The 24,612-nt window shown below is 64.8% G+C and carries 22 protein-coding genes and 1 tRNA gene; 14 read left to right on the forward strand and 9 right to left on the reverse strand.

Going from position 1 to position 24,612, the window contains the following annotated elements; translation table 11 throughout:
• Nucleotides 1-48: 48 nt before the first annotated feature.
• The 3 genes from ACR0R4_RS07710 to ACR0R4_RS07720 form a co-directional block, all read right to left on the reverse strand.
• Nucleotides 49-792, reverse strand: coding sequence for a phosphoglyceromutase (locus ACR0R4_RS07710; protein WP_433646756.1), 744 nt, complete (start codon nucleotides 790-792; stop codon nucleotides 49-51).
• Nucleotides 793-801: 9 nt separating this feature from the next.
• Complete coding sequence (gene ygfZ, locus ACR0R4_RS07715; protein WP_433646757.1) at nucleotides 802-1,914, reverse strand: CAF17-like 4Fe-4S cluster assembly/insertion protein YgfZ; 1,113 nt, start codon at nucleotides 1,912-1,914, stop codon at nucleotides 802-804.
• 145 nt (nucleotides 1,915-2,059) lie between these two features.
• Nucleotides 2,060-2,347, reverse strand: a complete 288-nt coding sequence (locus ACR0R4_RS07720) for a hypothetical protein (RefSeq protein ID WP_433646758.1) — start codon at nucleotides 2,345-2,347, stop codon at nucleotides 2,060-2,062.
• 90 nt (nucleotides 2,348-2,437) lie between these two features.
• On the opposite strand from ACR0R4_RS07720, the gene ACR0R4_RS07725 reads away from it, so the two are divergent.
• The 4 genes from ACR0R4_RS07725 to ACR0R4_RS07740 are packed head-to-tail and all read left to right on the forward strand — an operon-like array spanning nucleotide 2,438 to nucleotide 7,237.
• On the forward strand, nucleotides 2,438-3,130 hold the full coding sequence (locus ACR0R4_RS07725; RefSeq protein WP_433646759.1) for a winged helix-turn-helix transcriptional regulator: 693 nt from the start codon (nucleotides 2,438-2,440) through the stop codon (nucleotides 3,128-3,130).
• Nucleotides 3,127-4,068 carry a mycothiol synthase gene (gene mshD / locus ACR0R4_RS07730; RefSeq protein ID WP_433646760.1) on the forward strand — a complete coding sequence of 314 codons (942 nt, stop codon included), beginning with the start codon at nucleotides 3,127-3,129 and terminating at the stop codon, nucleotides 4,066-4,068. Before ACR0R4_RS07725 ends, mshD begins: the two co-directional genes overlap by 4 nt.
• Before the next feature lie 50 nt (nucleotides 4,069-4,118).
• The gene (locus ACR0R4_RS07735) at nucleotides 4,119-6,290 is read left to right on the forward strand and encodes an RNA degradosome polyphosphate kinase (protein WP_433646761.1); all 2,172 of its coding nucleotides are present in this window, start codon (nucleotides 4,119-4,121) and stop codon (nucleotides 6,288-6,290) included.
• Nucleotides 6,287-7,237 carry an NUDIX hydrolase gene (locus tag ACR0R4_RS07740; protein WP_433646762.1) on the forward strand — a complete coding sequence of 317 codons (951 nt, stop codon included), beginning with the start codon at nucleotides 6,287-6,289 and terminating at the stop codon, nucleotides 7,235-7,237. Before ACR0R4_RS07735 ends, ACR0R4_RS07740 begins: the two co-directional genes overlap by 4 nt.
• Before the next feature lie 104 nt (nucleotides 7,238-7,341).
• On the opposite strand, the gene ACR0R4_RS07745 is transcribed toward ACR0R4_RS07740, so the two are convergent.
• Together ACR0R4_RS07745 and ACR0R4_RS07750 are read right to left on the reverse strand one after the other, a co-directional pair.
• Nucleotides 7,342-8,385, reverse strand: a complete 1,044-nt coding sequence (locus ACR0R4_RS07745) for an NAD(P)-dependent alcohol dehydrogenase (protein ID WP_433646763.1) — start codon at nucleotides 8,383-8,385, stop codon at nucleotides 7,342-7,344.
• A 150-nt stretch (nucleotides 8,386-8,535) separates the two neighbouring features.
• Nucleotides 8,536-9,798, reverse strand: a complete 1,263-nt coding sequence (locus tag ACR0R4_RS07750) for a CapA family protein (protein WP_433646764.1) — start codon at nucleotides 9,796-9,798, stop codon at nucleotides 8,536-8,538.
• A 166-nt stretch (nucleotides 9,799-9,964) separates the two neighbouring features.
• Between ACR0R4_RS07750 and ACR0R4_RS07755 the strand changes: the two genes are divergently transcribed.
• The 8 genes from ACR0R4_RS07755 (at nucleotide 9,965) to ACR0R4_RS07790 (ending at nucleotide 16,576) form a co-directional block, all read left to right on the forward strand.
• Nucleotides 9,965-11,074, forward strand: coding sequence for a phosphate ABC transporter substrate-binding protein PstS (locus ACR0R4_RS07755; protein WP_433646765.1), 1,110 nt, complete (start codon nucleotides 9,965-9,967; stop codon nucleotides 11,072-11,074).
• Nucleotides 11,075-11,169: 95 nt separating this feature from the next.
• A complete protein-coding gene (gene pstC / locus ACR0R4_RS07760) occupies nucleotides 11,170-12,108 on the forward strand; it encodes a phosphate ABC transporter permease subunit PstC (RefSeq protein ID WP_433646766.1) in 939 nt (312 codons plus the stop codon).
• 3 nt (nucleotides 12,109-12,111) lie between these two features.
• Entirely contained in the window at nucleotides 12,112-13,194 is a 1,083-nt protein-coding gene (pstA, locus tag ACR0R4_RS07765; protein WP_433646767.1) for a phosphate ABC transporter permease PstA, read from the forward strand.
• 71 nt (nucleotides 13,195-13,265) lie between these two features.
• Nucleotides 13,266-14,045 (forward strand): phosphate ABC transporter ATP-binding protein PstB, encoded by a 780-nt coding sequence (gene pstB, locus ACR0R4_RS07770; protein WP_433646768.1) that lies wholly within the window; start codon nucleotides 13,266-13,268, stop codon nucleotides 14,043-14,045.
• A gap of 78 nt (nucleotides 14,046-14,123) precedes the next feature.
• Nucleotides 14,124-14,858, forward strand: a complete 735-nt coding sequence (locus ACR0R4_RS07775) for an alpha/beta hydrolase (RefSeq protein ID WP_433646769.1) — start codon at nucleotides 14,124-14,126, stop codon at nucleotides 14,856-14,858.
• 5 nt (nucleotides 14,859-14,863) lie between these two features.
• A complete protein-coding gene (locus tag ACR0R4_RS07780) occupies nucleotides 14,864-15,595 on the forward strand; it encodes a GntR family transcriptional regulator (protein ID WP_433646770.1) in 732 nt (243 codons plus the stop codon).
• The gene (locus ACR0R4_RS07785; RefSeq protein WP_433646771.1) at nucleotides 15,592-16,401 is read left to right on the forward strand and encodes a nitrilase-related carbon-nitrogen hydrolase; all 810 of its coding nucleotides are present in this window, start codon (nucleotides 15,592-15,594) and stop codon (nucleotides 16,399-16,401) included. The genes ACR0R4_RS07780 and ACR0R4_RS07785 overlap by 4 nt, the downstream gene beginning before the upstream one ends.
• Nucleotides 16,402-16,499: 98 nt before the next feature.
• Nucleotides 16,500-16,576 (forward strand) — tRNA-Pro (locus ACR0R4_RS07790).
• A gap of 284 nt (nucleotides 16,577-16,860) precedes the next feature.
• Here the strand turns inward: ACR0R4_RS07790 and ACR0R4_RS07795 are convergent.
• Nucleotides 16,861-17,928, reverse strand: coding sequence for an inositol-3-phosphate synthase (locus ACR0R4_RS07795; RefSeq protein WP_433646772.1), 1,068 nt, complete (start codon nucleotides 17,926-17,928; stop codon nucleotides 16,861-16,863).
• Between the two features lie 116 nt (nucleotides 17,929-18,044).
• Between ACR0R4_RS07795 and ACR0R4_RS07800 the strand changes: the two genes are divergently transcribed.
• Entirely contained in the window at nucleotides 18,045-18,884 is an 840-nt protein-coding gene (locus tag ACR0R4_RS07800; protein ID WP_433646774.1) for an inositol monophosphatase family protein, read from the forward strand.
• 79 nt (nucleotides 18,885-18,963) lie between these two features.
• Entirely contained in the window at nucleotides 18,964-19,728 is a 765-nt protein-coding gene (locus ACR0R4_RS07805) for an HAD-IIB family hydrolase (RefSeq protein WP_433646775.1), read from the forward strand.
• Between the two features lie 208 nt (nucleotides 19,729-19,936).
• On the opposite strand, the gene ACR0R4_RS07810 is transcribed toward ACR0R4_RS07805, so the two are convergent.
• The 3 genes from ACR0R4_RS07810 to ACR0R4_RS07820 all read right to left on the reverse strand — a co-directional run bounded on the left by ACR0R4_RS07810 (nucleotide 19,937) and on the right by ACR0R4_RS07820 (nucleotide 24,544).
• Nucleotides 19,937-21,427 (reverse strand): malate:quinone oxidoreductase, encoded by a 1,491-nt coding sequence (locus tag ACR0R4_RS07810; protein WP_433646776.1) that lies wholly within the window; start codon nucleotides 21,425-21,427, stop codon nucleotides 19,937-19,939.
• 11 nt (nucleotides 21,428-21,438) lie between these two features.
• Nucleotides 21,439-22,770 (reverse strand): DNA repair protein RadA, encoded by a 1,332-nt coding sequence (radA, locus tag ACR0R4_RS07815; RefSeq protein WP_433646777.1) that lies wholly within the window; start codon nucleotides 22,768-22,770, stop codon nucleotides 21,439-21,441.
• Between the two features lie 97 nt (nucleotides 22,771-22,867).
• On the reverse strand, nucleotides 22,868-24,544 hold the full coding sequence (locus tag ACR0R4_RS07820) for a helicase HerA-like domain-containing protein (protein ID WP_433646778.1): 1,677 nt from the start codon (nucleotides 24,542-24,544) through the stop codon (nucleotides 22,868-22,870).
• Nucleotides 24,545-24,612: the final 68 nt, after the last annotated feature.

The raw sequence follows: 24,612 nt of genomic DNA on the forward strand, positions 1-24,612 counted from the left end.
CTAGCGGAATCGCAGGCGACTGATGATCCAGCCGGGGGTCGGCGAGATCTAGTGCTTGCCCTGCGCAGCGACCGCCGCCGCGCCTGCCGCCGCAGCCTCGGGGTCGAGGTAGCGGCCCGGGCCAGCGGGCGTGCCGTCGGCATTGATCTCGTACACCAGCGGCATACCGGTCGGGATGTTCAGCGACGCGATGTCGGCATCGCTGATGCCGTCGAGGTGCTTCACGAGCGCGCGCAGCGAATTGCCGTGCGCGGTGACCAACACCGTCTGGCCCGCGTTCAGGTCGGGAAGGATCTCCCCCTCCCAGTAGGGAATCAGGCGATCGATGACATCTTTCAGACACTCGGTCTGCGGCCGCTGCCCGTCGATGCCCGCATACCTGGGGTCGTTCGCCTGCGACCACTCGCTCGCGTCATCAAGCGCGGGCGGCGGGGTGTCAAACGAGCGACGCCACTGCATGAACTGCTCCTCGCCGTACTTGGCGAGCGTCTCAGCCTTGTCGAGCCCCTGCAACGCGCCGTAGTGCCGCTCATTCAGCCGCCACGAGCGACGCACCGGGATCCACAATCGATCGGCGGAATCGAGCGCCAAGTTGGCCGTCTGAATGGCCCGACTCAGCAGCGACGTGTAGAGCACGTCTGGCGCGAGCCCGGAGTCGGCGATGAGTTCACCAGCACGACCGGCCTCGGTGCGCCCCTTCTCGGTCAGGCGCACGTCGACCCACCCGGTGAAGAGGTTCTTCTCGTTCCACTCGCTCTGGCCATGGCGCAACAAAATCAACGTGTTCGTCATGGCTCAAGACTACAGCCGCTTGAGACGGGGCACGTCCCGCGTGCGTCCTGCGTCTGCGGGCACGATCGTTTCTTGTGTCACTGCGATGATCTCGCCACTCGCCGTGCGCACCTCAAGCGGCGCGTCTTCGGCGACCGAACGCTTCAAGAGGGCCAGCGCGATGCCACCCCATTCGTAGTGCAGGGCCGCGCGCGTAATGCGACCTACGGGCCTTGCATCGGCGGATCCAGATTCGCCTGCGAGGTACACAAGGGCGCTTGCTTCCGGCAACTCACCCCCAGATCCGTCGAGGTGCAGCATGGCAAGCCTGCGCGGGGGGTGCCCCAAATTGTGCACCTTCGCTACCGTCTCCTGCCCGCGATAGCATCCTTTGTTCAAGTGAACCGCGGTGCGTAGCCAGTCAAATTCGTGCGGGATCGCGCGATCGTCAACCTCGCCGTGAACGCTCGGGCGCCACGCTCGCACTTCGAGTGCGTCGAGGGCCCCGAGGCCCGCGGCCCGCGCCACGCCCGAGGCAACGAGCCCCGCAACCTTCGGCAGATCCGCCCGCGAGAAAACGAGCTGCGACGCGACCCAACCGGTGCCGGCGTGCTCACCTCGCGCATACTGTGCCCCGCCCGGCTGTGCCTCGCCCCAGGGATCGCGCCACTCGGCCACCGCGAGCCCCAGACTTACTAGCGCGGGAAGAGCCGTGCCGCCGCCGCAAGCGAAGACCGCGGTAAACGAGTCTGAAACGTCGGTAACCTCGACGCGCAGTGCGAACCGCATGCGCAGCAGAAACGCGGTGAGCGATTCGGCTTCGCCTTCGTCGACGAGCAACCAGGCCCGTTCCCCGTCATCGGTGATGCGGATCGCGTGCTCGATGCGCCCATTGGGGTCAAGCAGCAGCGTCTCGGCTGAATCACCGACCGACAGCCCGAGCAACCGCTGGCTCGTCATCGAGTCGAGCCAATTCAAGCGATCTGGCCCGCTCACCGCAATCACACCGCGATGGGAAAGACTCACGATCGCGTCGCCCTCGGCGAGCGCACGCTGCTCGCTCAGTGGCGAACCAAAGTGCAGTGGCACCCCAAAAGCTTCGTCGGCGACTGCGCCGGGGAGATTCAGAAACGGGTCAGGCACGAACGAGCGAAACGCTTAGCGCTGGCCCTTAAAGAGCCGATAAATAACTGTTCCCGAGACCCACGCGATCGCAAGCGTGGCAAGAAGAAGCAACCCAGTGAAGAACAGTTCGAGTGCAAGCATGAGGCAAGTCTAGCAGCGCCCGTCAGGCGCCGACCAGCACCCCAATTCCGTCGATCAGCGCGATGATCAGCACCGAGCCAGCAACGCTAAAAGAGGTACGGGTGATGAACCCGATACGCTGCGCGGTGCCAAGTTGCAGTGCGAAGGTCACCAGAGTACTGACACCGACCGCGAGCGCGAGCCACTGAAACCGGGCCTCACCGGGCACCCACACGGTCACGAGAATGCCAAACACAGCGGCCACAACCCATGCCGCGATGAGCCGCGGAAGATGCCACGGATGCTTGTCGGGGATGGTCTGCTGGGTCACCCTGACATCTTCGCACACAGGGCACCCCGGCACCCCAGTAATATAGACAGCGGAGCACGCGCATTCCGCGCGGCGGAGGGGGCGCGATCGTTGCAGCTGCTCTGCCTCACGGATGGTGACCCGGGTGCCGCACTTCCCAGCCTTGATCTCCTGCCGCACGAGCTCCGCACGTCGCCACTCACAGTTCGCCTGCCAGCGAGCGCGGCGGCCCGGTTCGACCTCATACTGGTGGATGCCACGCGCGACCCGCGCCGGGCACGAGCGGTCTGCCTCGAGCTTCTCGGCGACTGTCCGACGCCCCGCCTTCTTCTCATCACTGAATCCGCGCTCCCTGCGGTCACACCAGACTGGGGCATCAGCGACGTGTTGCTCCCTGCCGCGAGCCCCGCAGAAATCGACCTCCGCCTGCGCCTCGGCCAGGTGCGCCGAGATGCGGGAGACAGCGGCGAATCGGCCTCACTGACGGCGATCAGCATCGCGGGCATCGTCATCGACGAGCGCAACTTCACGGCGCGCGTACACAAGCGCACTCTCGATCTGACCTACAAGGAGTTCGAGCTCCTGCACTATCTCGCTGGCCACCCTGGCCGAGTGTTCACCCGCGAGCAATTGCTCAGTGAGGTGTGGGGCACCGATTACTTTGGGGGCACCCGCACGGTTGACGTGCACGTGCGGCGCCTGCGGGCAAAGCTCGGCGAGCACGAGGGCCTCATCAGCACCGTCCGTGGAGTCGGGTACGGGTTTGCGCGCGAGCGTGACCGAGACGAGCCGGAACCCTCGTGACTCTCACCTCCAGGCTCATCGACCCGAGTGATCGGCGCTCGATGGAGTCGGTGCGTGCACTGGTGGCCGAAGCTGAGCGCACAGACGGCACCGCCCCCTTCTCCGACCAGGCCTTGCTCGCGGCGAGCCGCGGCACGCGCACCCTGATCGCATTCGATGACGGTGAAGCTACGCGCGATCACACGACAGGGAGCCGTAGCCCCGTCGCCGTGGGCGTGTGCGGCGAGGGCGAACTCGATCTCGTGGTGCGTCCCGATGCCCGCGGCGCGGGAGTGGGAAGTGCGGCGCTCGCACACCTCCTCGCCGAGGCGGATCGCGAGACGCCTACGCCCCTGCGCGCCTGGGCGCACGGCGAGAATCCGGCGGCAAGCGCTCTCCTGCGCGGCGCGGGCTTTGCACCGGTGCGCACACTGTATCGGCTGGCCCTCGACCCGGCACGGCTTGCCGCGGCCATCACCGAGTCCCGTGCGATGCCCGCGGGTTTTGGCATCGAGCCCTTCAACCCGGCGAGTCACGAGCACGCCGAATCGTGGGTGCGCGTCAACGCCGCGGCTTTTGCCGACCACCCCGAGCAAGGCGGGGTCACCGACGCCGATTTCGCAGCACTTCGCGCGGAACACTGGTTCGATCCCGAAGATCTCATTCTCGCCAGAGACGAGTCGAACGGGTCGCTCGCCGGATACACCTGGATCAAGACCGTGCGCCAGGGCGAACTCGTTGAGGCCGAGCTCTACGTCTTGGGGGTCGACCCCGTCTATGCCGGACGTGGGCTGGGGGCCGCGCTCCTCGGGGAGACACTCAGGCGCATGAGCGAGCACCACCCCACCCGCATCACCCTCTACGTCGACGGCTCGAACGAGCACGCCCTGGCGCTGTACACCCGAGCGGGGTTCACGGTCGACACCGTGAGCACGCAGTGGCTCCGAAACAATGGGTAAACGCACGGCCTGTCTGCGCGCACAACGGTGGCATTTGACACAATGGGGTCATGAGTGACACTCCTGATTCGGCACGCCTCGCTGCGATCGTTCCCGTAACGGCATTAGACGCGCCTTTCCCACCCGGCGGAGAAGACCTGCCTGCCGACCGCTACATCGATCGCGAGATGAGCTGGTTGGCGTTCAACCAGCGGGTGCTCGAGCTCGCCGAAGACCCCGCGGTGCCCGTGCTTGAGCGAGCGAACTTCCTTGCGATCTTCGCGTCAAACCTCGACGAATTCTTCATGGTTCGCGTCGCCGGGCTGAAGCGCCGCATCCTCACCGGCCTGGCTCTGCCTACCAATGTGGGTCGGGCTCCTGGCGATGTGCTCGCGGTGATCAATCGCACCGCGTACGAGCTGCAGCAGCGACACGCCAGGTGCTGGGCTGATCAGGTGAAGCCAGACCTTGAGGCGGCAGGGGTGCGCTTCGTGAAGTGGGGCACGCTCGACGCGGCAGACCGCGAGATCCTTACCCACTACTACGAGCAGCACATCTACCCGGTGCTCATGCCTCTCGCGGTCGACCCGTCCCACCCGTTCCCGTACATCTCTGGGCGCGCGCTGAACGTGTCGATCCGAGTGCGCAACCCCCGCAGCGACAAGATCGAATTCGCGAGGCTGAAGGTGCCGCAAATGATTCCCCGCTACGTGCGGGTGGATCAGCGCGAATCGGCCGACAGCGTGCGGTTCATCGCGCTGGAAGAGCTCATTGCGAACCAGCTCGGAGGCCTGTTTCCCGGCATGGAGGTTATCGATCATCACGTCTTCCGCGTCACCCGCAACGAGGATGTCGAGATCGAGGAGGACGAGACCGAGAACCTCATCCAGGCACTCGAGAAGGAGCTGCTCAGGCGGCGTTTCGGGCCGCCGATCCGCCTCGAAATTTCAGATGACATGGACCAGGCGACGCTCGATCTGCTCGTGACCGAGTTCGACATCGACCAGGAACAGGTCTACACGCTGCCCGCGCCCCTTGACCTCAGCGGCCTGTTTGCGCTGACCAGACTCGAACGGCCAGATCTGAAGTTCAAACCGCACATTCCCGTGACGCATCCCAGCTTCCGCCCGAACACGCCAAGCGATACGCCCGACATCTTCCGCGCGATTGCGCGCCGCGAGGTGCTGGTGCATCATCCCTACGAATCGTTCGCGACCAGCGTGCAGGCGTTCGTCGAGCAGGCAGCGGTCGATCCCGACGTGCTGGCCATCAAACAGACGCTGTACCGCACCTCCGGCGACAGCCCGATCGTCGCGGCGCTCATCAAGGCGGCCGAGGCCGGCAAGCAGGTACTTGCTCTCGTCGAGATCAAGGCGCGCTTTGACGAGGAGGCGAACATCACCTGGGCCCGAAAGCTCGAGCAGGCGGGCGTACACGTGGTGTACGGCATGGTCGGCTTTAAGACGCACTGCAAGCTCGTGCACGTGATCCGCGAAGAGCAGGGCAAGCTCACGCACTACTGTCACATCGGTACCGGAAACTACAACCCGAAGACCAGCCGGATGTACGAGGATTTCGGGCTCTTCACCGCGTCGCCCGAAGTTGGTCGCGATGTAACCAAGCTGTTCAACGTGCTCTCTGGGTACGCCATCGAAACGAGCTACGATCGACTGCTGGTCGCTCCGGAGGGTCTGCGTGGGGGCCTGCTCGAGCGCATCGAGCGCGAGGCCGAGCACGCGCGTGCCGGGCGCCCCTGCGGCATCCAGTTCAAGGCCAACAGTATGGTCGATGAACAGATCATCGACGCGCTGTACCATGCCAGCCAGGCGGGCGTGCCGATTGAGGTGTGGGTACGCGGCATCTGCTCGATCCGCGCCGGAGTGCCGGGCCTGTCTGACAACATTCGGGTGCGTTCGGTGCTCGGTCGGTACCTCGAGCACTCCCGCATTTACGCGTTCGAGAACGACGGCGCGCGCGAGGTGTTCATCGGCAGCGCTGACCTCATGCACCGCAACCTCGACCGTCGTATCGAGGTATTGGTGCGCATCACCGAACGCGAGCACCTGGCGCGCATCTCACGGTTCTTCGACTTCGCATTCAGCGAGGATGTCTCCTCCTGGCGCATGCTCCCTGACGGCACGTGGCAGCGTCACTCGGTCGGCGAGAACGGGGAGGCGCTTCCCGATCTGCAAGACCTGGTGATGGTTGACCGCACCGAGGCGAGGTCGCGGGGCAGCCGATGACCGCTGCGGCAGAGACCGAGATTCTCGCGGCAGGAACCGTGTGCTGGCGGCGAGTCTCCGATCAGATCATGGTGTTGCTCGTGCATCGCACGAAGCAAAAAGACGTCTCCTTCCCCAAGGGGAAACTCGACCCGGGTGAAAGCATGCCGCAGGCTGCGGTGCGCGAAACCCTCGAGGAGACCGGCCTCGGGGTGACCCTCGGCGTGAACCTCGGTACGATCCACTACACCCTCCCCACCGGCGGGAAAAAGACCGTGCAGTACTGGGCCGCCGAGGTTACCGAGCCTGCGGTGCAGGTGTCACGGTTTATTCCCAATGCCGAAATCGAGGCGCTCGAGTGGGTGCCGGTCGCGCAAGCGCGCAAGCGCCTCAGCTATTCCGCCGACCAGGAGATTTTCGACGTGTTCGCGAATCTGGTCGAACGCGACGCGATCGACACATTTTCGGTGATACTGCTCCGGCACGCAAAGGCCGAGTCTCGCAGCGCCGTATTCCCCGAGGATCGTTTGCGTCCGCTCTCCGATTTCGGTGAGGATCAGGCGGAACTCCTCGTTCCCACCCTGGAAGCCTTTGGAGTGTCTCGCATTTACTCGTCAAACGCTGAACGCTGCATGCGCACGGTGGCACCGCTCGCCCATCACCTCCACAAGACGGTGCGCGTGCACGAAGGACTCAGTCAGGATGCCTGGGACGCGGGTGAGAGTAATGAATTGCGTCGCACGATTGGCAAGGTCGTGCGCAAGGGCAAGAACACGGTGATTTGCACGCATCGACCTGTGCTTCCCGATGCCGCACGAGAACTCGCTCTCGCCACCGGCAGTCTGCCTGGCGAGTATCTCCGTGAGGCCACTGCACTACCCACCGCCGGGTTCTCGGTCTTTCATCTGTCGCGGCGCTACCCGGGCGCAGGAATCCTCGGCGTCGAGATGTACCCGATCAAGCTCTGAGCCGAGACGACGTGCGGCTGTCCGGTTCGCATCGACCTACACACAGGGGTGGATCCCCACCCTGCCCTCAGCGAGAGCGCGGAGCGGGGATCCACTGCACTGGATCACGCGTGCGGCATGACCACCGCGCGGCCTGACAGCTTGCCATCGTGCAGGTCGTGGTACGCCTGCAGCGCGTCGGCCATGGCGTAGCGCTTGACGCTGGGCTTGATCTGGCCGGCGCGGTAGAGCGCGGCGACCTCGTAGAGCTCCTCGATAGTGCCCCAGTAGGTGTTCGTGAGTTCTGCCTCGTAGGGATTCGTATAGAAATCCCAGCTGGTGGGACCGCCCGCGACGCCCACCACGGTGATGCGGCCCTGGCGTCGCACGACCTGTTGGGCGAGCTGAATGGTGGGGGTGATGCCCACAAAGTCAAACACCGCGTCGACGCCCTGGCCGCCAGTGAGCTCCCGGATCTTCGCAACCTGATCGTCGCCGCCGGCCACCGCGATGGCACCGTTGACCTCGGCCTCGGCCATCGCCTCAGGCTTCATATCGGTCGCGATGATGGTGGCGCCAGTGATGGCCTTCAGGATCTGCACTGCCGTCTGACCGAGGCCACCCAGTCCGATCACGAGGGCGGTTCTGCCCCCGCCAGCGAGCTTTGGGAGCGCCAGTTTGATGGCGTGGTAGGGGGTAAGACCTGCGTCAGCCAGCGGTGCAGCGTCGACGGGATCGGCGTCGCCGAGTGGCACGAGGTTTCGCGCCGGCACCGTCATATACTCGGCCATACCCCCGTCGCGGCCGAGACCGGTGGCGAGGTAGGGCTGGGTTGCCGCGTTGAAGCAGTAAGTGTCTTGGCCGCGCGAGCAGGCGGGGCACGCGCCGCAGCCGATCGGCCCGTACACCAGGTACGCATCGCCCTTGGTGAATCCAGTCACGCCCGCGCCGACCTCTTCCACCCAGCCGGCGTTCTCGTGCCCGAGGGTATAGCTCGGAGCCAGCTGGGTCCCCATGCTCTCGTCAAACTGCTCGAAGATGGCCACGTCCGAGTGGCATGCTCCAGCCCCAGCGATCTTCAGCAGCACCTCCCCGGGACCGGGAGTGGGGCGATCCACGTCTTCGATCGAGGGAAATGTCTTCCACGCAGTGAAACGAACAGCCTTCATGGTCTTCCTCCATTTCGGAGCAGTGCCGTCGGCACCGGTAAGCGCCTTCGGGCGGCGCCGCCTTCATCCAGGCTACTCCGGCGAGTGCGAGTTTTCTAATGAAGCTTCAAGTTTCTTACCCGTTCGACTCCCCGGATTACTCGGTCCTCCCTATCCGGCAGCATCCGGGCGTACCTCATCGGAAAGCAACCACTCTCGAGCGCCGAGTTCGGCGGCACCCATCGCGTTGACCGTGGCCCGAGTACGCTCGCGCACATCGGCATCAAACTCTGGCCACTGGCAGATTCCCTGCGGCGCATCGGATGCCACCGAGCACCACTTGTAGACCCCGTTTTGCGTGTTCGTGGCGGCGTTCCACGACACGTCATTCGTAGTCCAGGTGCCGTCGACCTGCTGGGCGAACTGAATGCGCACCATCAGGAACTCGTTGTTCACGCGTTCGCTCGGTGGCGCCGACTCGCTAATCGTGTTCCCCAGGCCGTAGGCGATCCACCGCCCGTTATAGACCTCCATGGGTTGCACCGAATGGGTGTGATGGTTGTACACAAAGTCGAAGAGGCCGCTGTCGACCAGTTGGTGAGCATTTCCTACCTGCTGCACGTCGGGCACCGTGGAGTACTCGGTGCCCGCGTGCTGCACGCCGATCACCAGGTCGGCACCAGCTTCACGCGCGGCCTGCGCCTTCGCGATGCTTCGCTCCGGATCCAGACCCAGCTCGGGCCCACCGTAGTCAACCTGCCAGTCGTATTCTGCGGAGAGACCGTTCAGCGAGAACGTCGACGTAATAATCGCTATCTTCACGCCGTTCGCCTCGACGATCAGCGGCACGTCGCGCTCACCTTCGGCGCGATACGAGCCGGTGTGCGCGATGCCCGCGGCGTCGAGCCCGTCAAGGGTGCGGATCAGGCCCTCGGTACCCATGTCAACCGTGTGGTTGGAAGCCGTCGTGCAGACGTCGTAGCCAATGTCTTTCGCAGCAGCCGCAAGCTCCGGTGGCGTGCTGAACGCCGGATACCCAAAGTACGGACCGCCCACTGGAGCAAGCGGGGTCTCCATCTGGCAGATGGCAAGATCGGCGCGGTCAAGATACGCGCGCTGGCCCTCGAGAAGCGGAACGAAGTTGAAGTTCTGCCCCAGTTCATTTGTCGGGATCGCGTACGGGGTCCAGAGCCCCTGGTGGAACAGGAGGTCGCCCGTCACCGCCACCGAGACACAGTGCAGTGTCGGGCACTCGGGCCCGACCCCCGGCTGCGGCTCAGGCACTGGCTCCGGGGTCGGCGCAGCGGCGGCCGCTGGGGTCGGGGTCGGGGTGGGCTCCGACTCGACCGCACAACCTGCGGAACCGAGGATGAGCGTCAAGGCTATTGCTGCGGTAAACGGGGTTCTGTGCACTGGCAGCGACGGTTTCCTCATGGTGCGATTCTACGCGAGGGCGTCGACACCCCATTCGTTCACGCGTGTTCACCTTCCGTTCACCCGCCGGAGGAAGACTGGCCACATCCGGGACGTAGCGTGAAGCACGTGGGCCATCGCCTACTGTGCACATCATCACAGCAATCAGAAATGGAAACGACACGCAGTGAAGACTTCAGCTTCAATCAAAGCCATCACCATCGGCGGGATTGCTCTCCTCGCACTCACCTCCTGCGCTTCCAACGAGGGTGGCACCACAGAGACGACCGATGGCGCAGCCTCGTCGCTCTCCGGCTCACTCGTCGGTGTCGGCGCTTCCTCAATGGGCGCCGCACAGGAGGCCTGGATCGCTGGCTTCCAGACGGAAAACCCTGACGTCACCGTCAACTACGATCCTGCCGGCTCGGGTGCTGGCCGCGAGACCTTCCAGCAGGGCGGCAGCAACTTCGCCGGTTCCGACCGTGCGTTCAAGGTTGACGAGATCACCGCGGGCCCCTTCGAGGCATGCGCTGCCGACTCCGGCATCATCGAGCTCCCGATCTACGTCTCCCCGATCGCTGTGATCTTCAACCTCGACGGTGTCGAGTCCCTGAACATGGACGCAGCGACCATCGCCAAGGTCTTCCGCGGTGACATCAGCAAGTGGAATGATCCCGCGATTGCCGCGCTGAACGAGGGCGTCGAGCTTCCGGACCTCGCGATCAACCCTGTGCACCGTTCTGACGAGTCGGGCACCACTGAAAACTTCGTTGAGTACCTCTCGGCGGCTGCAGGCGATGTCTGGACCGACGAGGTCTCGGGTGACTGGCCAACCGCCCTGGGCGGCGAGGCAGCACAGGGCACCTCTGGCGTTGTTGACACCGTCACCAACGGCGTGGGCACCATCGGCTACGCGGACGCATCGCGCGCCGAGGGCCTCGGAACCGTCGCGGTGAAGGTCGGCGAAGAGTTCGTGCCGTATTCGCCTGAGGCTGCTGCCTCGATCGTTGACGCATCGCCTCTCGCGAGCGAGACCGAAGAACGAGGCGCAGGCGACCTCGCCATCGTGCTCGACCGAGCAACCGACGCTTCGGGTGTCTACCCAATCGTGCTCGTAAGCTACGCAATTGCGTGCGAGACCTACGCTGACCCGGCAAACGTCGAATTGGTGAAGGGCTACCTGAACTACATGGCGAGCGAAGAGGGCCAGTTGGTGTCGCAGGAATCAGCGGGCAACGCCCCCATCACCGACGTGTTGCGCGAGAAGGTTGTCGCCGCGATCGACCTGATCAGCTAGTCTCCAAAGATGCGCTTCCGGACCGGAGTCTCACACTTCGGCCCGGAAGCGCATCGGCCATGTTCTGTGCCTCAACCGAACGAAGGAATCGCAAGATGACCACGACCGCCCCGACGCTGAAGGCGAAGGCACGCATCGGAGATGTCGTCTTCTCCAGAACAGCGCTCTTTGCCGGGGGAATGATCCTCGTAACCCTCGCTGCGGTTGCGATCTTCCTCATTGGCCAGAGCATTCCCGCATTCTTTGCCACGAGCGAGTCGGCCTCGATTCTGCCGTCAAATTTCTGGGCCTACGTTTGGCCGCTCGTTTTCGGCACCGTCTGGGCTGCAATTCTTGCGCTGCTCATCGCGATGCCAATTTCCATCGGCATCGCACTGTTCATCTCTCACTACGCACCCCGCAAGCTCGCGCAAACCCTCGGTTACATCGTCGATCTGCTCGCAGCTGTCCCCAGCGTCGTCTTCGGCCTGTGGGGAATCGGTGTGCTCGCTCCGGCCGTGCAGCCGATCTACACCTGGCTGGTTGACAATCTCGGGTGGATCCCGCTCTTCGCGGGTCCGGTCTCAGGCACTGGGCGCACGATCCTGACCGCGGCGGTCGTGCTTGCGGTGATGATTCTGCCGATCATTACCGCCATGTGCCGAGAGGTGTTCTTGCAGACGCCCGTGCTGCACGAGGAAGCCGCTCTCGCGCTCGGGGCGACCCGCTGGGAAATGATCAAGATGGCGGTTCTGCCCTTCGGTCGCTCCGGCATCGTGTCGGCGGCCATGCTCGGCCTCGGACGAGCGCTGGGCGAAACCATGGCGGTCGCCATGGTGCTGTCCGCTACCGGGCTCGTAACCATCAAGCTGCTGACTTCCGAGAACCCATCCACGATCGCGGCAAACATCGCGCTCAGCTTCCCGGAAGCCTACGGCGAGAACGTCAATGTGCTTATTGGCACCGGCCTCATCCTCTTCATCGTTACGTTTCTGGTCAACGCGGTCGCCCGGTGGGCCGTGAACCGCCGGGCCGAATTCTCGGGAGCGAACTAACCTATGAGCAGTATCGACGTTCGCACACAACCCGCCGGTTCAAGCCTTGCGGGTAACAGGCTACCGCGCAGCGCCATCTGGCTCATTCTTGCCGCAAGTCTCGCGGCTTCAGCAGCACTGTTTGCCCTTCTAGGGTCGGCCGCGGGATCCGAATTTAATCTCGTCGGTGCGGCCGTTGTGGGGGCCGCCGTGTACCTCGTGGCTTCGACCGGAATTACCGCGGCGGTGGAAGGTCGCAGACAGGCCACCAACCGATTTGTCACTGGCCTCGTGACCTCCGCGTTTATCCTCGCCATGGTGCCCCTGGTGTCGGTCGCAGTTACCGTCATCGGGAATGGCATGGCGCGCATGGATCTGGAGTTCTTCACCTCCTCCATGCGCAATGTCACCGGCGAGGGAGGCGGCGCTCTCCACGCCATGATCGGCACGCTGCTCATCACCCTCGCGGCGACGGTCATCTCGGTGCCTCTCGGCCTCTTCACTTCGATCTACCTGGTGGAATATGGCCGGGGTCGCTTCGCAAAGACCATCACGTTCCTCGTCGACGTCATGACGGGCATCCCATCCATCGTCGCGGGCCTCTTCGCCTATGCACTGTTCGTCTTGATCTTCGGGCCGGGTGTGCGCATGGGCATTATTGGCGCGATCGCGCTCTCGGTCCTGATGATCCCGGTTGTGGTGCGCTCGAGTGAGGAGATGCTGCGTCTGGTGCCGAACGAACTGCGTGAGGCTTCCTACGCACTGGGGGTTCCCAAATGGCTCACCATCATCAAAGTCGTTCTGCCGACTGCAATCGCCGGCATCACCACGGGCATCATGCTCTCCATCGCGCGCGTCATCGGTGAGACTGCACCGCTCCTCATCACCGCGGGCTTTACCGCGGGCATGAACTACAACCTCTTTCAGGACCGCATGCAGTCGCTGCCAGTCTTCGTCTACACGCAGTTTGCAAACCAGGGCAATCCGGCGTTTGCGTTCCTCGATCGCGCATGGGCGGCCGCGCTTGTACTCATTCTGATCGTGATGCTACTCAACCTCTTGGCACGACTCATCGCAAAGTATTTCTCGCCCAAGACTGGACGGTAGTGCGAGCGCACTAGCTCACGGTTCCGGCGTGCACCACCAGCACCGATCCTCTACAAAAAGAAAGAAACCATATGTCGAAGCGCATCGAGGTTAATGACCTCAACGTCTACTACGGGAACTTCCTTGCAGTCGAGGGTGTCTCAATGAGCATCGAACCGCGCAGTGTCACTGCATTCATCGGCCCGTCGGGGTGTGGAAAGTCAACGATGTTGCGCACGCTCAACCGCATGCACGAAGTGATTCCGGGCGCACGTGTAGATGGCGAAGTGCTGCTCGATGGTGAAGACCTGTACGCCCCCGGTGTCGATCCCGTAATGGTGCGTCGCCAGGTCGGCATGGTGTTTCAGCGACCAAACCCCTTCCCCACGATGTCCATCAGCGAGAACGTGTTGGCTGGCGTGCGTCTGAACAACACCCGCATGTCGAAGAGCGACGCCGAAGAGCTGCTCGAACGCTCCCTCACCGGCGCAAACCTCTGGAATGAGGTGAAGGATCGCCTCGACAAGCCGGGCTCCGGGCTCTCAGGCGGCCAGCAACAGCGCCTGTGCATCGCGCGTGCCATCGCCGTGCAGCCTGAGGTCTTGCTGATGGACGAGCCGTGCTCGGCTCTCGACCCGATCTCGACCCTCGCCATCGAAGATCTCATCGACGAACTCAAGAGCGAGTTCACCATCGTCATCGTGACGCACAACATGCAGCAGGCATCGCGCGTCTCCGATCGCACCGCCTTCTTCAACATCGCGGGCACGGGCAAGCCCGGCAAGCTCATTGAGTACGCCGACACCCGGACGATCTTCTCGACCCCCTCCGAGCAGTCGACCGAAGATTACGTCAGCGGCCGCTTCGGGTAGCTTGCCCCACAGCACTCACACCGACCGCGCCCGGAGCACCCTCGCGAAATATATCCGTCAAAGACTAGGCTAAGACGCATGAGTGGTGTGTGGATCAACGATGACCTCGTGCGGTGGTCGGTTGGGGGCGTCTCAGCCTCCCGGGATGACGCGGTAGCCGCGCTCGCCGACCGACCACTGCTAGTGATGATGCACGGGTACGGCTCGTTTGAGGGTGACCTGATCGAACTCGCCCCCAAGCTCCCAGGGGCCTTCGTTTGCGCCTCACCGCGGGCCCCGCTGACAGCTCCCCCGCCCGTCGTGAACGGCTTTGCCTGGTTCCAGATCCCCTTCGGCGCCGATGGGCTGCCCGTGCCACAGACTTCTCCGACCGACTTCGTGGGCTCCGATCCACACGCTGCCGCGCTCGCGATGCTGCAGTGGCTTGACGAGCTTGACGCACAGGTCGACGGGGGGCTTGGCACACAGGTGCTGATGGGCTTCTCGCAGGGCGGGGCGATGGTCACCTCGATGCTCCGGCTACAGCCCGAGCGCTTTGCGTGCGGCGTGAACTGCTCGGGGTTTGTTATTCCCGGCACCTTCTCCGGTGACGCACACTTGGCCGAGATACGCCCTCCGCTCTTCTGGGGTCGCGATGCAGCCGATCCGATCATCAGCGCCGAGCGAGTTGCGTTCACCTCAGAATGGCTCCCGGCGCACACCGAGCTCGACGCTCGCCTCTACCCGGGCATCGCTCACGGCATCAGCCTGGAAGAGGTTGCAGACATTTCTGCATTCATCACGCGACACGTCGACGTTTCCGGCGGACGGTGAGCACTGTGGCCGCAGAGACCCAACCAAAAAAGGGCAACAAGACCCAGCACGTCTATGACTACGTGATGGAGCGGATCGTCGACGGCACCTTTGCCGCCGGAGAATCGCTGAACATTGGCATCCTGGCGGAGGAGACCGGCGTCAGCCTGATCCCCACGCGCGAGGCGCTCAGACGCCTGGAATCTGAGGGCCTCATCGAGTTCCTCTTCCACCGCGGCGTGCGTGTGCGCGATCTCGGCATCGACGAATACCGCGAGATCATGCAGGTGGAGGCCGTACTCGAGGGGCTCGCCGTCGGAATGTCGGTGAGCAGGCTCACCACCGAAGATCTCGATCGGGCCCGCGCCGTGAACGCCCGCATGAACGACGCGTATCGCGCTGGCGATTTCCACGGCTACAACGAGGGCAGCCTCGAGTTCCACAGCATCCTACGCGCGCCCTGCCCGAATCACCATCTGCGCGATCAGCTTGACCGTGGTCGTTCGCGCGTCGCCGCGGTGCGCGCCTCCGTGGTGGGGTACCGCGGCACGGTGACCCAGCGTTTGAGCGACGAACACGAGCACCTGCTCGACCGCATCTCAGCGGGTGCGTCGGCCGCAGAGGTCGAGTCGCTGATGCGCGCACACCGCGAGGGAACCATCGCGCACGATTCGCTGAACCTCCTTCGCGGCGCGGCCGACTCGGCCGAGGCCCAGGGCGATTCCGCAGATCCACCGACGAGCAGCGCACGCGCATGACACGGGTCGCCCTGGTACAGATCGCGAGCCCCGACGGCGAGTCGCAGGCAGCGCGTATCGATCGAGTCGAGGCGCTCCTGCGCGAGCACGGCGACTCTGGGGTTGAGCTGTTCGTCTTGCCCGAGCTCTGGAGTGCGGGCTACTTCGCCTTCACACACTACGACGAACTGGCCGAAAAGCTTGACGGGGCGACCGTCTCCATGATCCGGCGAGTTGCCAAAGACCTGGGGGCCTGGATCCACCTGGGCAGCTTCGTGGAGCGCGGCGAGACCGGCGCTCTGCACAACACCGCGGTACTCATCGACTCGAGCGGAGAGATCGCGCACACGTACCGCAAGATTCACGTGTTTGGCTACCAGTCGCTGGAGGCCGAGCTGCTGACCCCCGGCGACGCGCTCGCGGTCTCGCCAAGCCCGCTCGGGCCGCTCGCGAGCACCACCTGCTACGACCTGCGCTTTCCTGGCCTCTGGCTCGAACTCGGGGCTCGGGGCGCCGAGGCCGTCGCGGTGCCCGCGGCGTGGCCCGCTGCCCGTCGCGAGCACTGGCGGCTGCTCACTCAGGCCCGCGCGGTCGAGCATCAGGTGTGGGTGATCGCCGTGAACGCCTGTGGCACGCAGGGCGAGGTTGAGCTCGGCGGGTGCAGCCGCGTGGTCGACCCGTGGGGAACCGTGGTCGCCGAGTGCTCGCCCACCGACGAGGAGGTGTTGATGGTGGATCTCGACCCCGGCCTCGTGGACCGTGTGCGGGCCGAGTTCCCGGTGCTGGGCGATCGCCTCGCCCCGGGCGCGTACCCCGCACTGAGGTAGCGGATCCCGCAGTGCCGAGGATTCGAATGCGCTGCGCAGCGTCGGTTTTGGCCATCCCCCTCTGTCGCGATAGAGTGGTCGATGCGCTCAGGCGCAATCGGGATGTGGCGCAGCTTGGTAGCGCACGTCGTTCGGGACGACGGGGTCGCAGGTTCAAATCCTGTCATCCCGACCAAAAAACTCCCGGAAGCCTTGCGGTTTCCGGGAGTTTTTCGCGTTCAGGGCCAGCGCTTCCACGAGCCGCAGCACCCTCCGCGGCCTCCGCTCCGCACAACCCTTCGCGCTACCTCTCCGCACTCCCACTTCGCACCGCTCCCCTCCAAGGTAGGGCGCTAGTGGCTGCTTGCGCGCGAGGAAGCGGCCACTAGCGCCCACCTACATGGGCGGCGACATCTCGGTGCGGTGTCGGCTGCAAATCAGAACCCTGCCGAGCTACTCGCCCGTGAGAAGCGCCTCAAGCTACTCGCCCGCGAGAAACGCCTCAAGCTCTTCGCGCGCGATGTGGTCGGGCTTCTGCACGGGCGGCGACTTCATGAAGTAGGCCGAGGCCGCCTCAACGGGGCCCGCGTGGCCACGATCCTTCGCGACCTTCGCGCAGCGGATCGCGTCGATCATCGTGCCGGCCGAATTGGGTGAATCCCACACCTCAAGCTTGTACTCCAGGCTCATCGGCACGTCACCGAAGCCGCGCCCCTCGAGCCGCACGAAGGCGAACTTGCGATCCTCCAGCCACGGCACGTGGTCGCTCGGGCCCACGTGCACGTCTTCGGGCGCCAGATTGGCCGAGATATTCGAGGTCACGGCCTGCGTCTTCGAGATCTTCTTCGAGGCGAGACGGCTGCGCTCCAGCATGTTCTTGAAGTCCATGTTTCCGCCCACGTTGAGCTGGTACGTGTGGTCAAGCGCGATGCCGCGGCTCTCCATCAGGTGCGCGAGCACACGATGCGTAATGGTCGCACCGACCTGACTCTTGATGTCGTCGCCGATGATGGGCACCCCGGCTGCCACGAACTTCTCTGCCCACACGGGGTCGCTCGCGATGAATACCGGGATCGCGTTCACGAACGCCACGCCCGCGTCGAGCGCGGCCTGCGCGTAGAACTTCGCCGCTTCCTCGCTGCCGACCGGTAGGTAGCAGGCGAGCACATCGGCCCCAGAGTCACGCAGCACCTGCACTACGTCGACGGGCTGCGCGGGCGATTCCTCGACGACATCGCGGTAATACTCACCGAGGCCGTCGAGGGTGGGGCCTCGGAGCACCTCGAGCCCGAGGTGCGGCACATCGGAAAACTTAATGGTGTTGTTGTGGCCCGCCCAGATCGCCTCACTGAGATCGGTGCCGACCTTGGTCGCGTCGACCTCGAAGGCCGCGACAAACTCGAGGTCGGAGACGTGATGCCCGCCGAGCCGCACATGCATCAAACCCGGAACCTGTGCATCGTCGGCTGCGCCCCGATAATACTCAACTCCCTGCACGAGAGAACTCACACAGTTGCCGACACCCGCGACAGCCACCTTTACAGTCATCGAATCCAGTCTCCTCACAGCCCGAACCGGGCACTCGGCGCACAACGCACCAAGGATCGAGTCTACCCGGTGACTCCGTTCGAAAATTTGACGCCGGGCTCGGCTACGCTGCTGGGGTGAACAGGGTGCATGAGATAACCGAATTCGCGATCCGCATCGCTCGCGAGGCCGGGCAGATCGCGATGGCAGGGTTTCGAGACCCCGGCCTCGACGTTTCGGCAAAGCAGAGCATTCACGACGTGGTCACGCAGCTTGACCGCACCTGCGAGAAACACATCAGCGGCGAAATCCTCGCGGCGTATCCCGATTCCTCCATCGTCGGCGAGGAGGGCGGCAGTACCGTGGGCACCGGCAGCCTGACCTGGTTTATCGACCCGATCGATGGCACCTCCAATTTCGCTCGCGGCGTCGCCATGTGGGCCGTGAGCATCGGCATCGCCCGAGACGGGGAGGTCGTGGCTGGGGTCGTATTTGACCCCGTCGCCGACCACCTGTTCTGGGCTGATGATCGCGGGGCGTTTCTGGCGGATGGGCGGGGCAACTCCCGGCCCATCCACAGCCGTGGCGCGTCCGAGCCCGCGCAGGCGACCGTCGCGATGAATTTCCCATTGCCCCGCGATCTGACGCACTTGCCCGACCTCGCCCTTGAGCAGTTCGCGCGAGTGACTCGCGAGTTTGCCCAGGTGCGCATGCTCGGCAGCACGTGCATCACCCTGTGCTGGATTGCCGCCGGGTGGCTCGACGCCACCGTCTCATTCGAGACGAGTCCGTGGGATGTGGCGGCGGCCGGGTTCATCGTGCGCCAGGCCGGTGGCACGTATCTCGGGTTTCGCGACGGGGCTGCGCAGCCAGCACGTGGGGACCACCTCCAGCCGCACTATTACGCAGCGGTTCCCGGCGCGAATTACCCAACGCTGCTCGAAATCATGCGAACGCAGAGTTCTCGACCGCTCTGAGCAAGGGATCCTGGCCAGCACGGCCCACAGCTTTTCTGTACGGTTGAGGGTGGCCCGATCCACTGAGAGAAACGCGAGCATGACCTCACTCCCCCGCCTCATTGCCTTCGATCTCGACGACACCCTCGCCCCGTCAAAGTCACCCGCCGACCCGCGCATGCTGGCCGTGTTTGCGCGCCTGCTCGAGCGCACCACCGTCGCGGTCATCTCGGGCGGCAACTTCGAGCAGTTCGAAGCGCAACTGGTTTCGCGACTCGAAGATTTCGAGGGCATCGATGAGGCCGCCCTCGAGCGCCTGCACCTGCTGCCCACCTGCGGCACGCGCTACGAACGCCGCGAGGGTGGATCTTGGCGCACCATGTATCAAGAGAACCTCAGCGCCGCAGAGAGTGCCTCCGCACTTGCCGCGCTGCGCGAGGAGGCCGAGCGGCTGGGCGTTTGGGAGGAGAACACCTGGGGCGAGATCCTCGAGGATCGCGGCTCTCAGGTCACCTTCTCCGCGCTTGGCCAGCGCGCGCCCGTCGACGTGAAGCAGGCGTGGGATCCCGACGGCACGAAGAAGAACGCGTTGCGCGCGGCGGTCGCCGCCCGGCTGCCGGAGCTCGAGGTGCGCAGCGGCGGATCCACCTCGGTCGACATCACTCGCCGGGGTATCGATAAGGCCTACGGCATGAAGAAGCTGGCCGAACTCACGGGTATCTCGCTCGACGACATGCTCTTCGTCGGCGACCGGCTCGACCCCGATGGCAACGACTACCCGGTGAAGGCGCTCGGTGTCGCCTGCCACGCGGTCACCGGGTGGGAAGACACCGTAGACTTCCTCGAGCGCCTGCTCGCTGACTGACCCCTCACACCGCGCATTACCCAGCGCTCCCTGAAGCTCGGAGATAAGCACAAACTCTGACGGAATCCGCGCTGCGCCTCCGAACTTGCGCATTTCTCAGAGGCACCAGATAGCTCGGAGAGTAGGAATGCGTGAGTCAGAGGTGGATCAGCACCCCCGACGGGGTGGTTCCAGCCCGAGGGCTCGATCCACCCCGTGCGGGCAAAAGCTAGGCGTTCGCGCCCACGGTCAGGCCCAGCACCTCGGCGGTCTCGGCAAGTGTTGCAGCCGCGACCGCAGGGTCGTGGTTCACGCCGACACCGTACGCGGGTACGAGCTCGGTAAACTCGGCCTTCCACCGGCTCTCAAACTGCTCAGGGAAGCACTTCTCGAGCACCCCGAGCATCGCGTGCACCGCGGTCGACGCGCCCGGCGACGCCCCGAGCAGACCAGCGATCGAGCCCTCTGCGCCGGTGATGACCTCGGTGCCGAACTGCAGCACGCCGCCCTTCTTGGGATCCTTCTTCATCACCTGCACGCGCTGGCCAGCGCTGATCATGTACCAGTCTTCGCTCTTCGCCGACGGCATGTACTCGCGCAGCGCGTCCATCTGCTTCTCACGGCTCGCGAACACCTCGCCCAGGAGGTACTTCTCGAGCGCAAACTCGCTCAGGCCAACCTTGAGCATCGGGCCGAGGTTGTGGGTACGGATCGAGCCCGGCAGATCCCACCACGAACCCTTCTTCAGGAAGTTCGGGCTGAACCCGGCGTATGGCCCGAACAACAGGCTCGTCTTCCCGTCGACGACGCGGGTATCGAGGTGCGGCACCGACATGGGGGGCGCACCCACCGCGGCCTTGCCGTAGACCTTCGCCTGGTGATCGCGCACGACCTCGGGGTTGTCGCAACGCAAGAACTTACCGCTGATGGGGAAGCCGCCGAAGCCGCGAATCTCGGGAATGCCTGACGACTGCAGCAGCGACAGCGCTCCGCCACCGGCACCGACGAACACGAAGCGTGCGTTCAGCGTCGAGTTTCCGTAGCCAGCACGGTTGCGAATATCGACATCCCAGGTGCCGTCGGCGAGGCGACGCAACTTGGTCGCCTCCTGGCCGAGCCCCAGCTTCGCCCCGTTCTCGGTGAGGTGATCGAAGAGTTGACGGGTCACCTCGCCGAAGTCGACGTCGGTGCCGCTAGTGGATCGCGTCGCCGCGAACACCTGATCTTTCGAGCGCCGCTCGATGAGCAGCGGGGTCCACTCGGCAATCTGAGCCGCATCTTCGCTGTACTCCATGTCGGAGAACAGCGGCTCCGGCTTCAAGAGCTCGTAACGGCGACGCAGGTAGTCAACGTTCTTTTCGCCGTGCACAAACGTCATGTGCGGGGTCGGGTTAATGAAGCCGGACGGCTCTCCGAGGATGCCCTGCTTCACAAGCGATGACCACCACTGGCGAGAGAGCTGGAACTGCTCGTTGATCTCGATCGCCTTGCCTGTGGTGAGGCTGCCATCGGGACCTTCCGGCATGTAGTTCAGCTCGCACAGGGCCGCATGGCCGGTGCCAGCGTTATTCCAGGCATTGCTGCTCTCGGTTGCGACTTCGAGCCGAGACTCGACAATCTCGATCGACCAGTCAGGCTCGACCTGCTTGATCAGGGTGCCGAGAGTGGCGCTCATCACGCCACCGCCAATGAGGACCACGTCTACAGTGTTTTTGCTCACAATCTCTGAGTTTACCCCGCCTTCCCGAGCGCAAGCTCACGCGCCCGGCGCAGACTCGATGCCTCCGCGTCGATCAGCCGGGAATACCCGAGTCGCCGTGCCTCGCTCGCTCGCTGGGGCCCGCCGACGACCGGTCGGATCTCGCCTGCCAAACTGAGCTCGCCGATGGCAGCCAGGTCGTGCGGGAGTGGCTGATCCGCTTCTGCGGAGATCACCGCGAGCGCGATCGCGAGGTCGGCAGCGGGCTCGTGCAGGCGCACCCCGCCTACGGTCGACACGTAGACGTCTTTGGCGTGCAGCTTCACGCCCACTCGCCGCTCCAGCACCGCGAGGATCATCGCCACTCGCGATGAGTCGACCCCGCTAGTCACCCGGCGCGGGTTGGGGGTGGGGCTCGGCACGACGAGGGCCTGCACCTCGACCGGCAACGCGCGACGCCCTTCCATCGCGACCGTCGCACACGTGCCGCTCACCGGCTCAGACCCGTGGCTGAGGAACAGGCCCGAGGGGTCGGGCACCTCGGAGATGCCCGCGCTTGTCATCTCGAAGCATCCGACCTCGTCGGTGGGTCCGTACCGATTTTTGAGGGTGCGCAGGAAGCGCAGCGCGGTGCGGCGGTCGCCCTCGAAGTGGCACACCACGTCGACCAGGTGTTCGAGCAGCCTCGGCCCGGCCACCGAGCCGTCTTTGGTGACGTGGCCGACAAGAATCACCGGAATTCCCTGGTCTTTTGCCACACGGATCAGCGCCGCCGCGACCTCCCGCACCTGGGAGGGCCCGCCCGCGCTGCCATCGATGAGATCGCTCGCGAGGGTCTGCACGGAGTCGACGATGACGAGACTCGGGCGCACGGCCTCGATGTGGCCGAGGACGGTGCCCAGGTCGTTCTCGCTCGCAAGGTAGAGCGTGTCGTGCAGTGCGCCCGTGCGCTCGGCGCGCATGCGAATCTGGCCCGTCGATTCCTCACCGCTCGCGTACAGCACGCGCCCGCCGAGCGACGCGATGCGCGCGGCGACGTCGAGGAGAAGCGTCGATTTGCCTACCCCCGGCTCACCGGAGAAGAGGATCGCGGCACCGGGCACGATCCCGCCGCCGAGCACCCGATCGAGCTCTCCGATGCCCGTGGATCGGTGTGCCACCGCGTCACCCCGCAGCTCGGTGATGGGTCGCGCCTCGCGGCCCGTGCCGGGGGCGGTCGCGCGCACCGTCTTCCCGAGGGTGGCCCCGGGCCTGCCGCTCTCGGCGACCGTGCCCCACTGCTGGCACTCACCGCAGCGGCCGACCCACTTCGGTGCCTGCCAGCCACACTCGGTGCACGCATATGCGCTGCTCGTTTTCGCCATGCTGCGACCCTACAGCGGGCCACCGACGGCCCGCTCGAAGGCGATGCGATCCACATCGATCGGCATGACAGCACTAAAGCGCTACGTCGCTCTGCCGCTACTTGCGAAAGAGGTTGCGCAGCACCTGGTTCACCACGGTGCGCACACCCGAGGTCACGACCGAACCGATCTGCCCACTCACCTTCTTCGCGGCCGCAGCGCGCTCGCGCTCCTTGCGCTCCTCCTCACGCTGCTGCTGTTTCTCCGCGGCGATCGCCTCACGTTCGAGCCGCTTCGCTTCCGCCGCCGCGGCCTTCTCTTCCTCCGCAGCAGCCCGGGCGGCCTCCTTTTCCGCCTCCGCGGCCTCCGCCTCAGCGATCTTGGCGGCCTCCGTCTCGGCCGCCCGCTGCTCAAGCATTTCTGCGGCAGAGTGCTCGTCAACCGCGGCACCGTATTTCGCCTGCAGCGGCGAGACCAATACTGCCGCCTGCATCATCACCGGAGCGACCGGATCCATGGACCCCTGCGGCGCGCGCATGCGCGTCCACGCCACCGGTGTCGGGGCACCCTTCTCGCTCATGACTGTGACGATCGCCTCGCCAGTCGCGAGGCTCTGCAACACCTCTCCCAGGTCGTACCCCGACTTTGGGTAGGTCGAGACCGTCGCCTTCAGCGCCTTCGCGTCGTCGGGGGTGTGCGCCCGAAGCGCGTGCTGCACGCGCGACCCGAGCTGCGCAAGCACATCTCCGGGCACGTCTTTCGGGGTTTGTGTCACGAAGAAGATCCCCACGCCCTTCGAGCGGATCAGCCTGACCGTCTGGGTGATCTTCTGCAGAAAGGCCTTCGATGCGTCAGCGAACAGCAGGTGCGCCTCGTCGAAGAAAAACACAAGCTTGGGCTTGTCTTGGTCGCCGACCTCGGGGAGCGTCTCGAAGAGTTCGGAGAGTAGGAACATGAGGAAAGTGGAAAAGAGCGCTGGCCGATCCTGCACCCCAGGCACCTCGAGCAGGCTCACGATACCGGTGCCGTCTGGTGCGAAGCGGATCACGTCCGCGGGTTCGAACGCGGGCTCACCGAAGAACACGTCTGCGCCCTGCTGCGCGAAGCCAATCACCGCGCGCTGAATCACGCCGGTGGTCTGCCGCGACAGCCCGCCGATCTGCTGAATCTCGGCTCGCCCGTCCTCGCTGGTGAGAAACCCGAGGAGCGACTGCAAGTCTGCGATGTCGATAAGCGGGAGACCCTTGCTCTCGGCATAGTAGAAGATGAGGCCGAGGCTCGACTCCTGCGTCTCGTTGAGACCAAGCACCTTCGCGAGCATGACCGGACCGAATCGGGCGATCGTGGTGCGGATCGGCACACCAACCCCCATGCCGCCGAGGGTGAAGAACTCGGTCTGCGTCGCCCGCGGCTGCCAGTCTTGGCCGATGCCCTGCGTGCGGGAGAGGAGTTTCTCACTCTCGGTGCCGGGGGTGGCGATGCCAGACAGGTCACCCTTGATGTCGGCGGCGAAGACCGGCACACCCAGCGCGGCGATCTGCTCCGCGAGCACCTGCAAGGTCTTCGTCTTGCCGGTGCCGGTCGCGCCGGCGATGAGCCCGTGACGATTGAGCATGCCGAGCGGGATCGTGATCTGCACGTCGGGCCGCGGATCGCCGTTTACCAGGGCACCCAGCGTGAGCATGGTGGCTCCGCCGGTTTCACCGGCCGAATACCCCTCGCGCACCTGGCCCACCTGCTCCTCGGTCAACGGACCGGTGTCTGGTTCTGCCGCTTCTGTGCCCAGTGTGGTCATTGCGCACTCCCTAAAATTTCTGTGCATGGCTCTGCGTCGCAATACTCGAACCCGGGCCAGCGAACTCG

The sequence above is a fragment of the Leucobacter fengyongliangi genome (genome assembly GCF_050971685.1).
Taxonomy (GTDB): Bacteria; Actinomycetota; Actinomycetes; order Actinomycetales; family Microbacteriaceae; genus Leucobacter.

What these genes read in the sequence shown, in the direction of transcription:
- ACR0R4_RS07710 (WP_433646756.1), bottom strand. Translation starts at nt 792, where the DNA reads ATGACGAACACGTTGATTTTGTTGCGCCATGGCCAGAGCGAGTGGAAC.
- ACR0R4_RS07735 (WP_433646761.1), top strand. Translation starts at nt 4,119, where the DNA reads ATGAGTGACACTCCTGATTCGGCACGCCTCGCTGCGATCGTTCCCGTA.
- ACR0R4_RS07740 (WP_433646762.1), top strand. Translation starts at nt 6,287, where the DNA reads ATGACCGCTGCGGCAGAGACCGAGATTCTCGCGGCAGGAACCGTGTGC.
- ACR0R4_RS07745 (WP_433646763.1), bottom strand. Translation starts at nt 8,385, where the DNA reads ATGAAGGCTGTTCGTTTCACTGCGTGGAAGACATTTCCCTCGATCGAA.
- ACR0R4_RS07750 (WP_433646764.1), bottom strand. Translation starts at nt 9,798, where the DNA reads ATGAGGAAACCGTCGCTGCCAGTGCACAGAACCCCGTTTACCGCAGCA.
- pstC (WP_433646766.1), top strand. Translation starts at nt 11,170, where the DNA reads ATGACCACGACCGCCCCGACGCTGAAGGCGAAGGCACGCATCGGAGAT.
- pstA (WP_433646767.1), top strand. Translation starts at nt 12,112, where the DNA reads ATGAGCAGTATCGACGTTCGCACACAACCCGCCGGTTCAAGCCTTGCG.
- pstB (WP_433646768.1), top strand. Translation starts at nt 13,266, where the DNA reads ATGTCGAAGCGCATCGAGGTTAATGACCTCAACGTCTACTACGGGAAC.
- ACR0R4_RS07775 (WP_433646769.1), top strand. Translation starts at nt 14,124, where the DNA reads ATGAGTGGTGTGTGGATCAACGATGACCTCGTGCGGTGGTCGGTTGGG.
- ACR0R4_RS07785 (WP_433646771.1), top strand. Translation starts at nt 15,592, where the DNA reads ATGACACGGGTCGCCCTGGTACAGATCGCGAGCCCCGACGGCGAGTCG.
- ACR0R4_RS07795 (WP_433646772.1), bottom strand. Translation starts at nt 17,928, where the DNA reads ATGACTGTAAAGGTGGCTGTCGCGGGTGTCGGCAACTGTGTGAGTTCT.
- ACR0R4_RS07805 (WP_433646775.1), top strand. Translation starts at nt 18,964, where the DNA reads ATGACCTCACTCCCCCGCCTCATTGCCTTCGATCTCGACGACACCCTC.
- radA (WP_433646777.1), bottom strand. Translation starts at nt 22,770, where the DNA reads ATGGCGAAAACGAGCAGCGCATATGCGTGCACCGAGTGTGGCTGGCAG.
- ACR0R4_RS07820 (WP_433646778.1), bottom strand. Translation starts at nt 24,544, where the DNA reads ATGACCACACTGGGCACAGAAGCGGCAGAACCAGACACCGGTCCGTTG.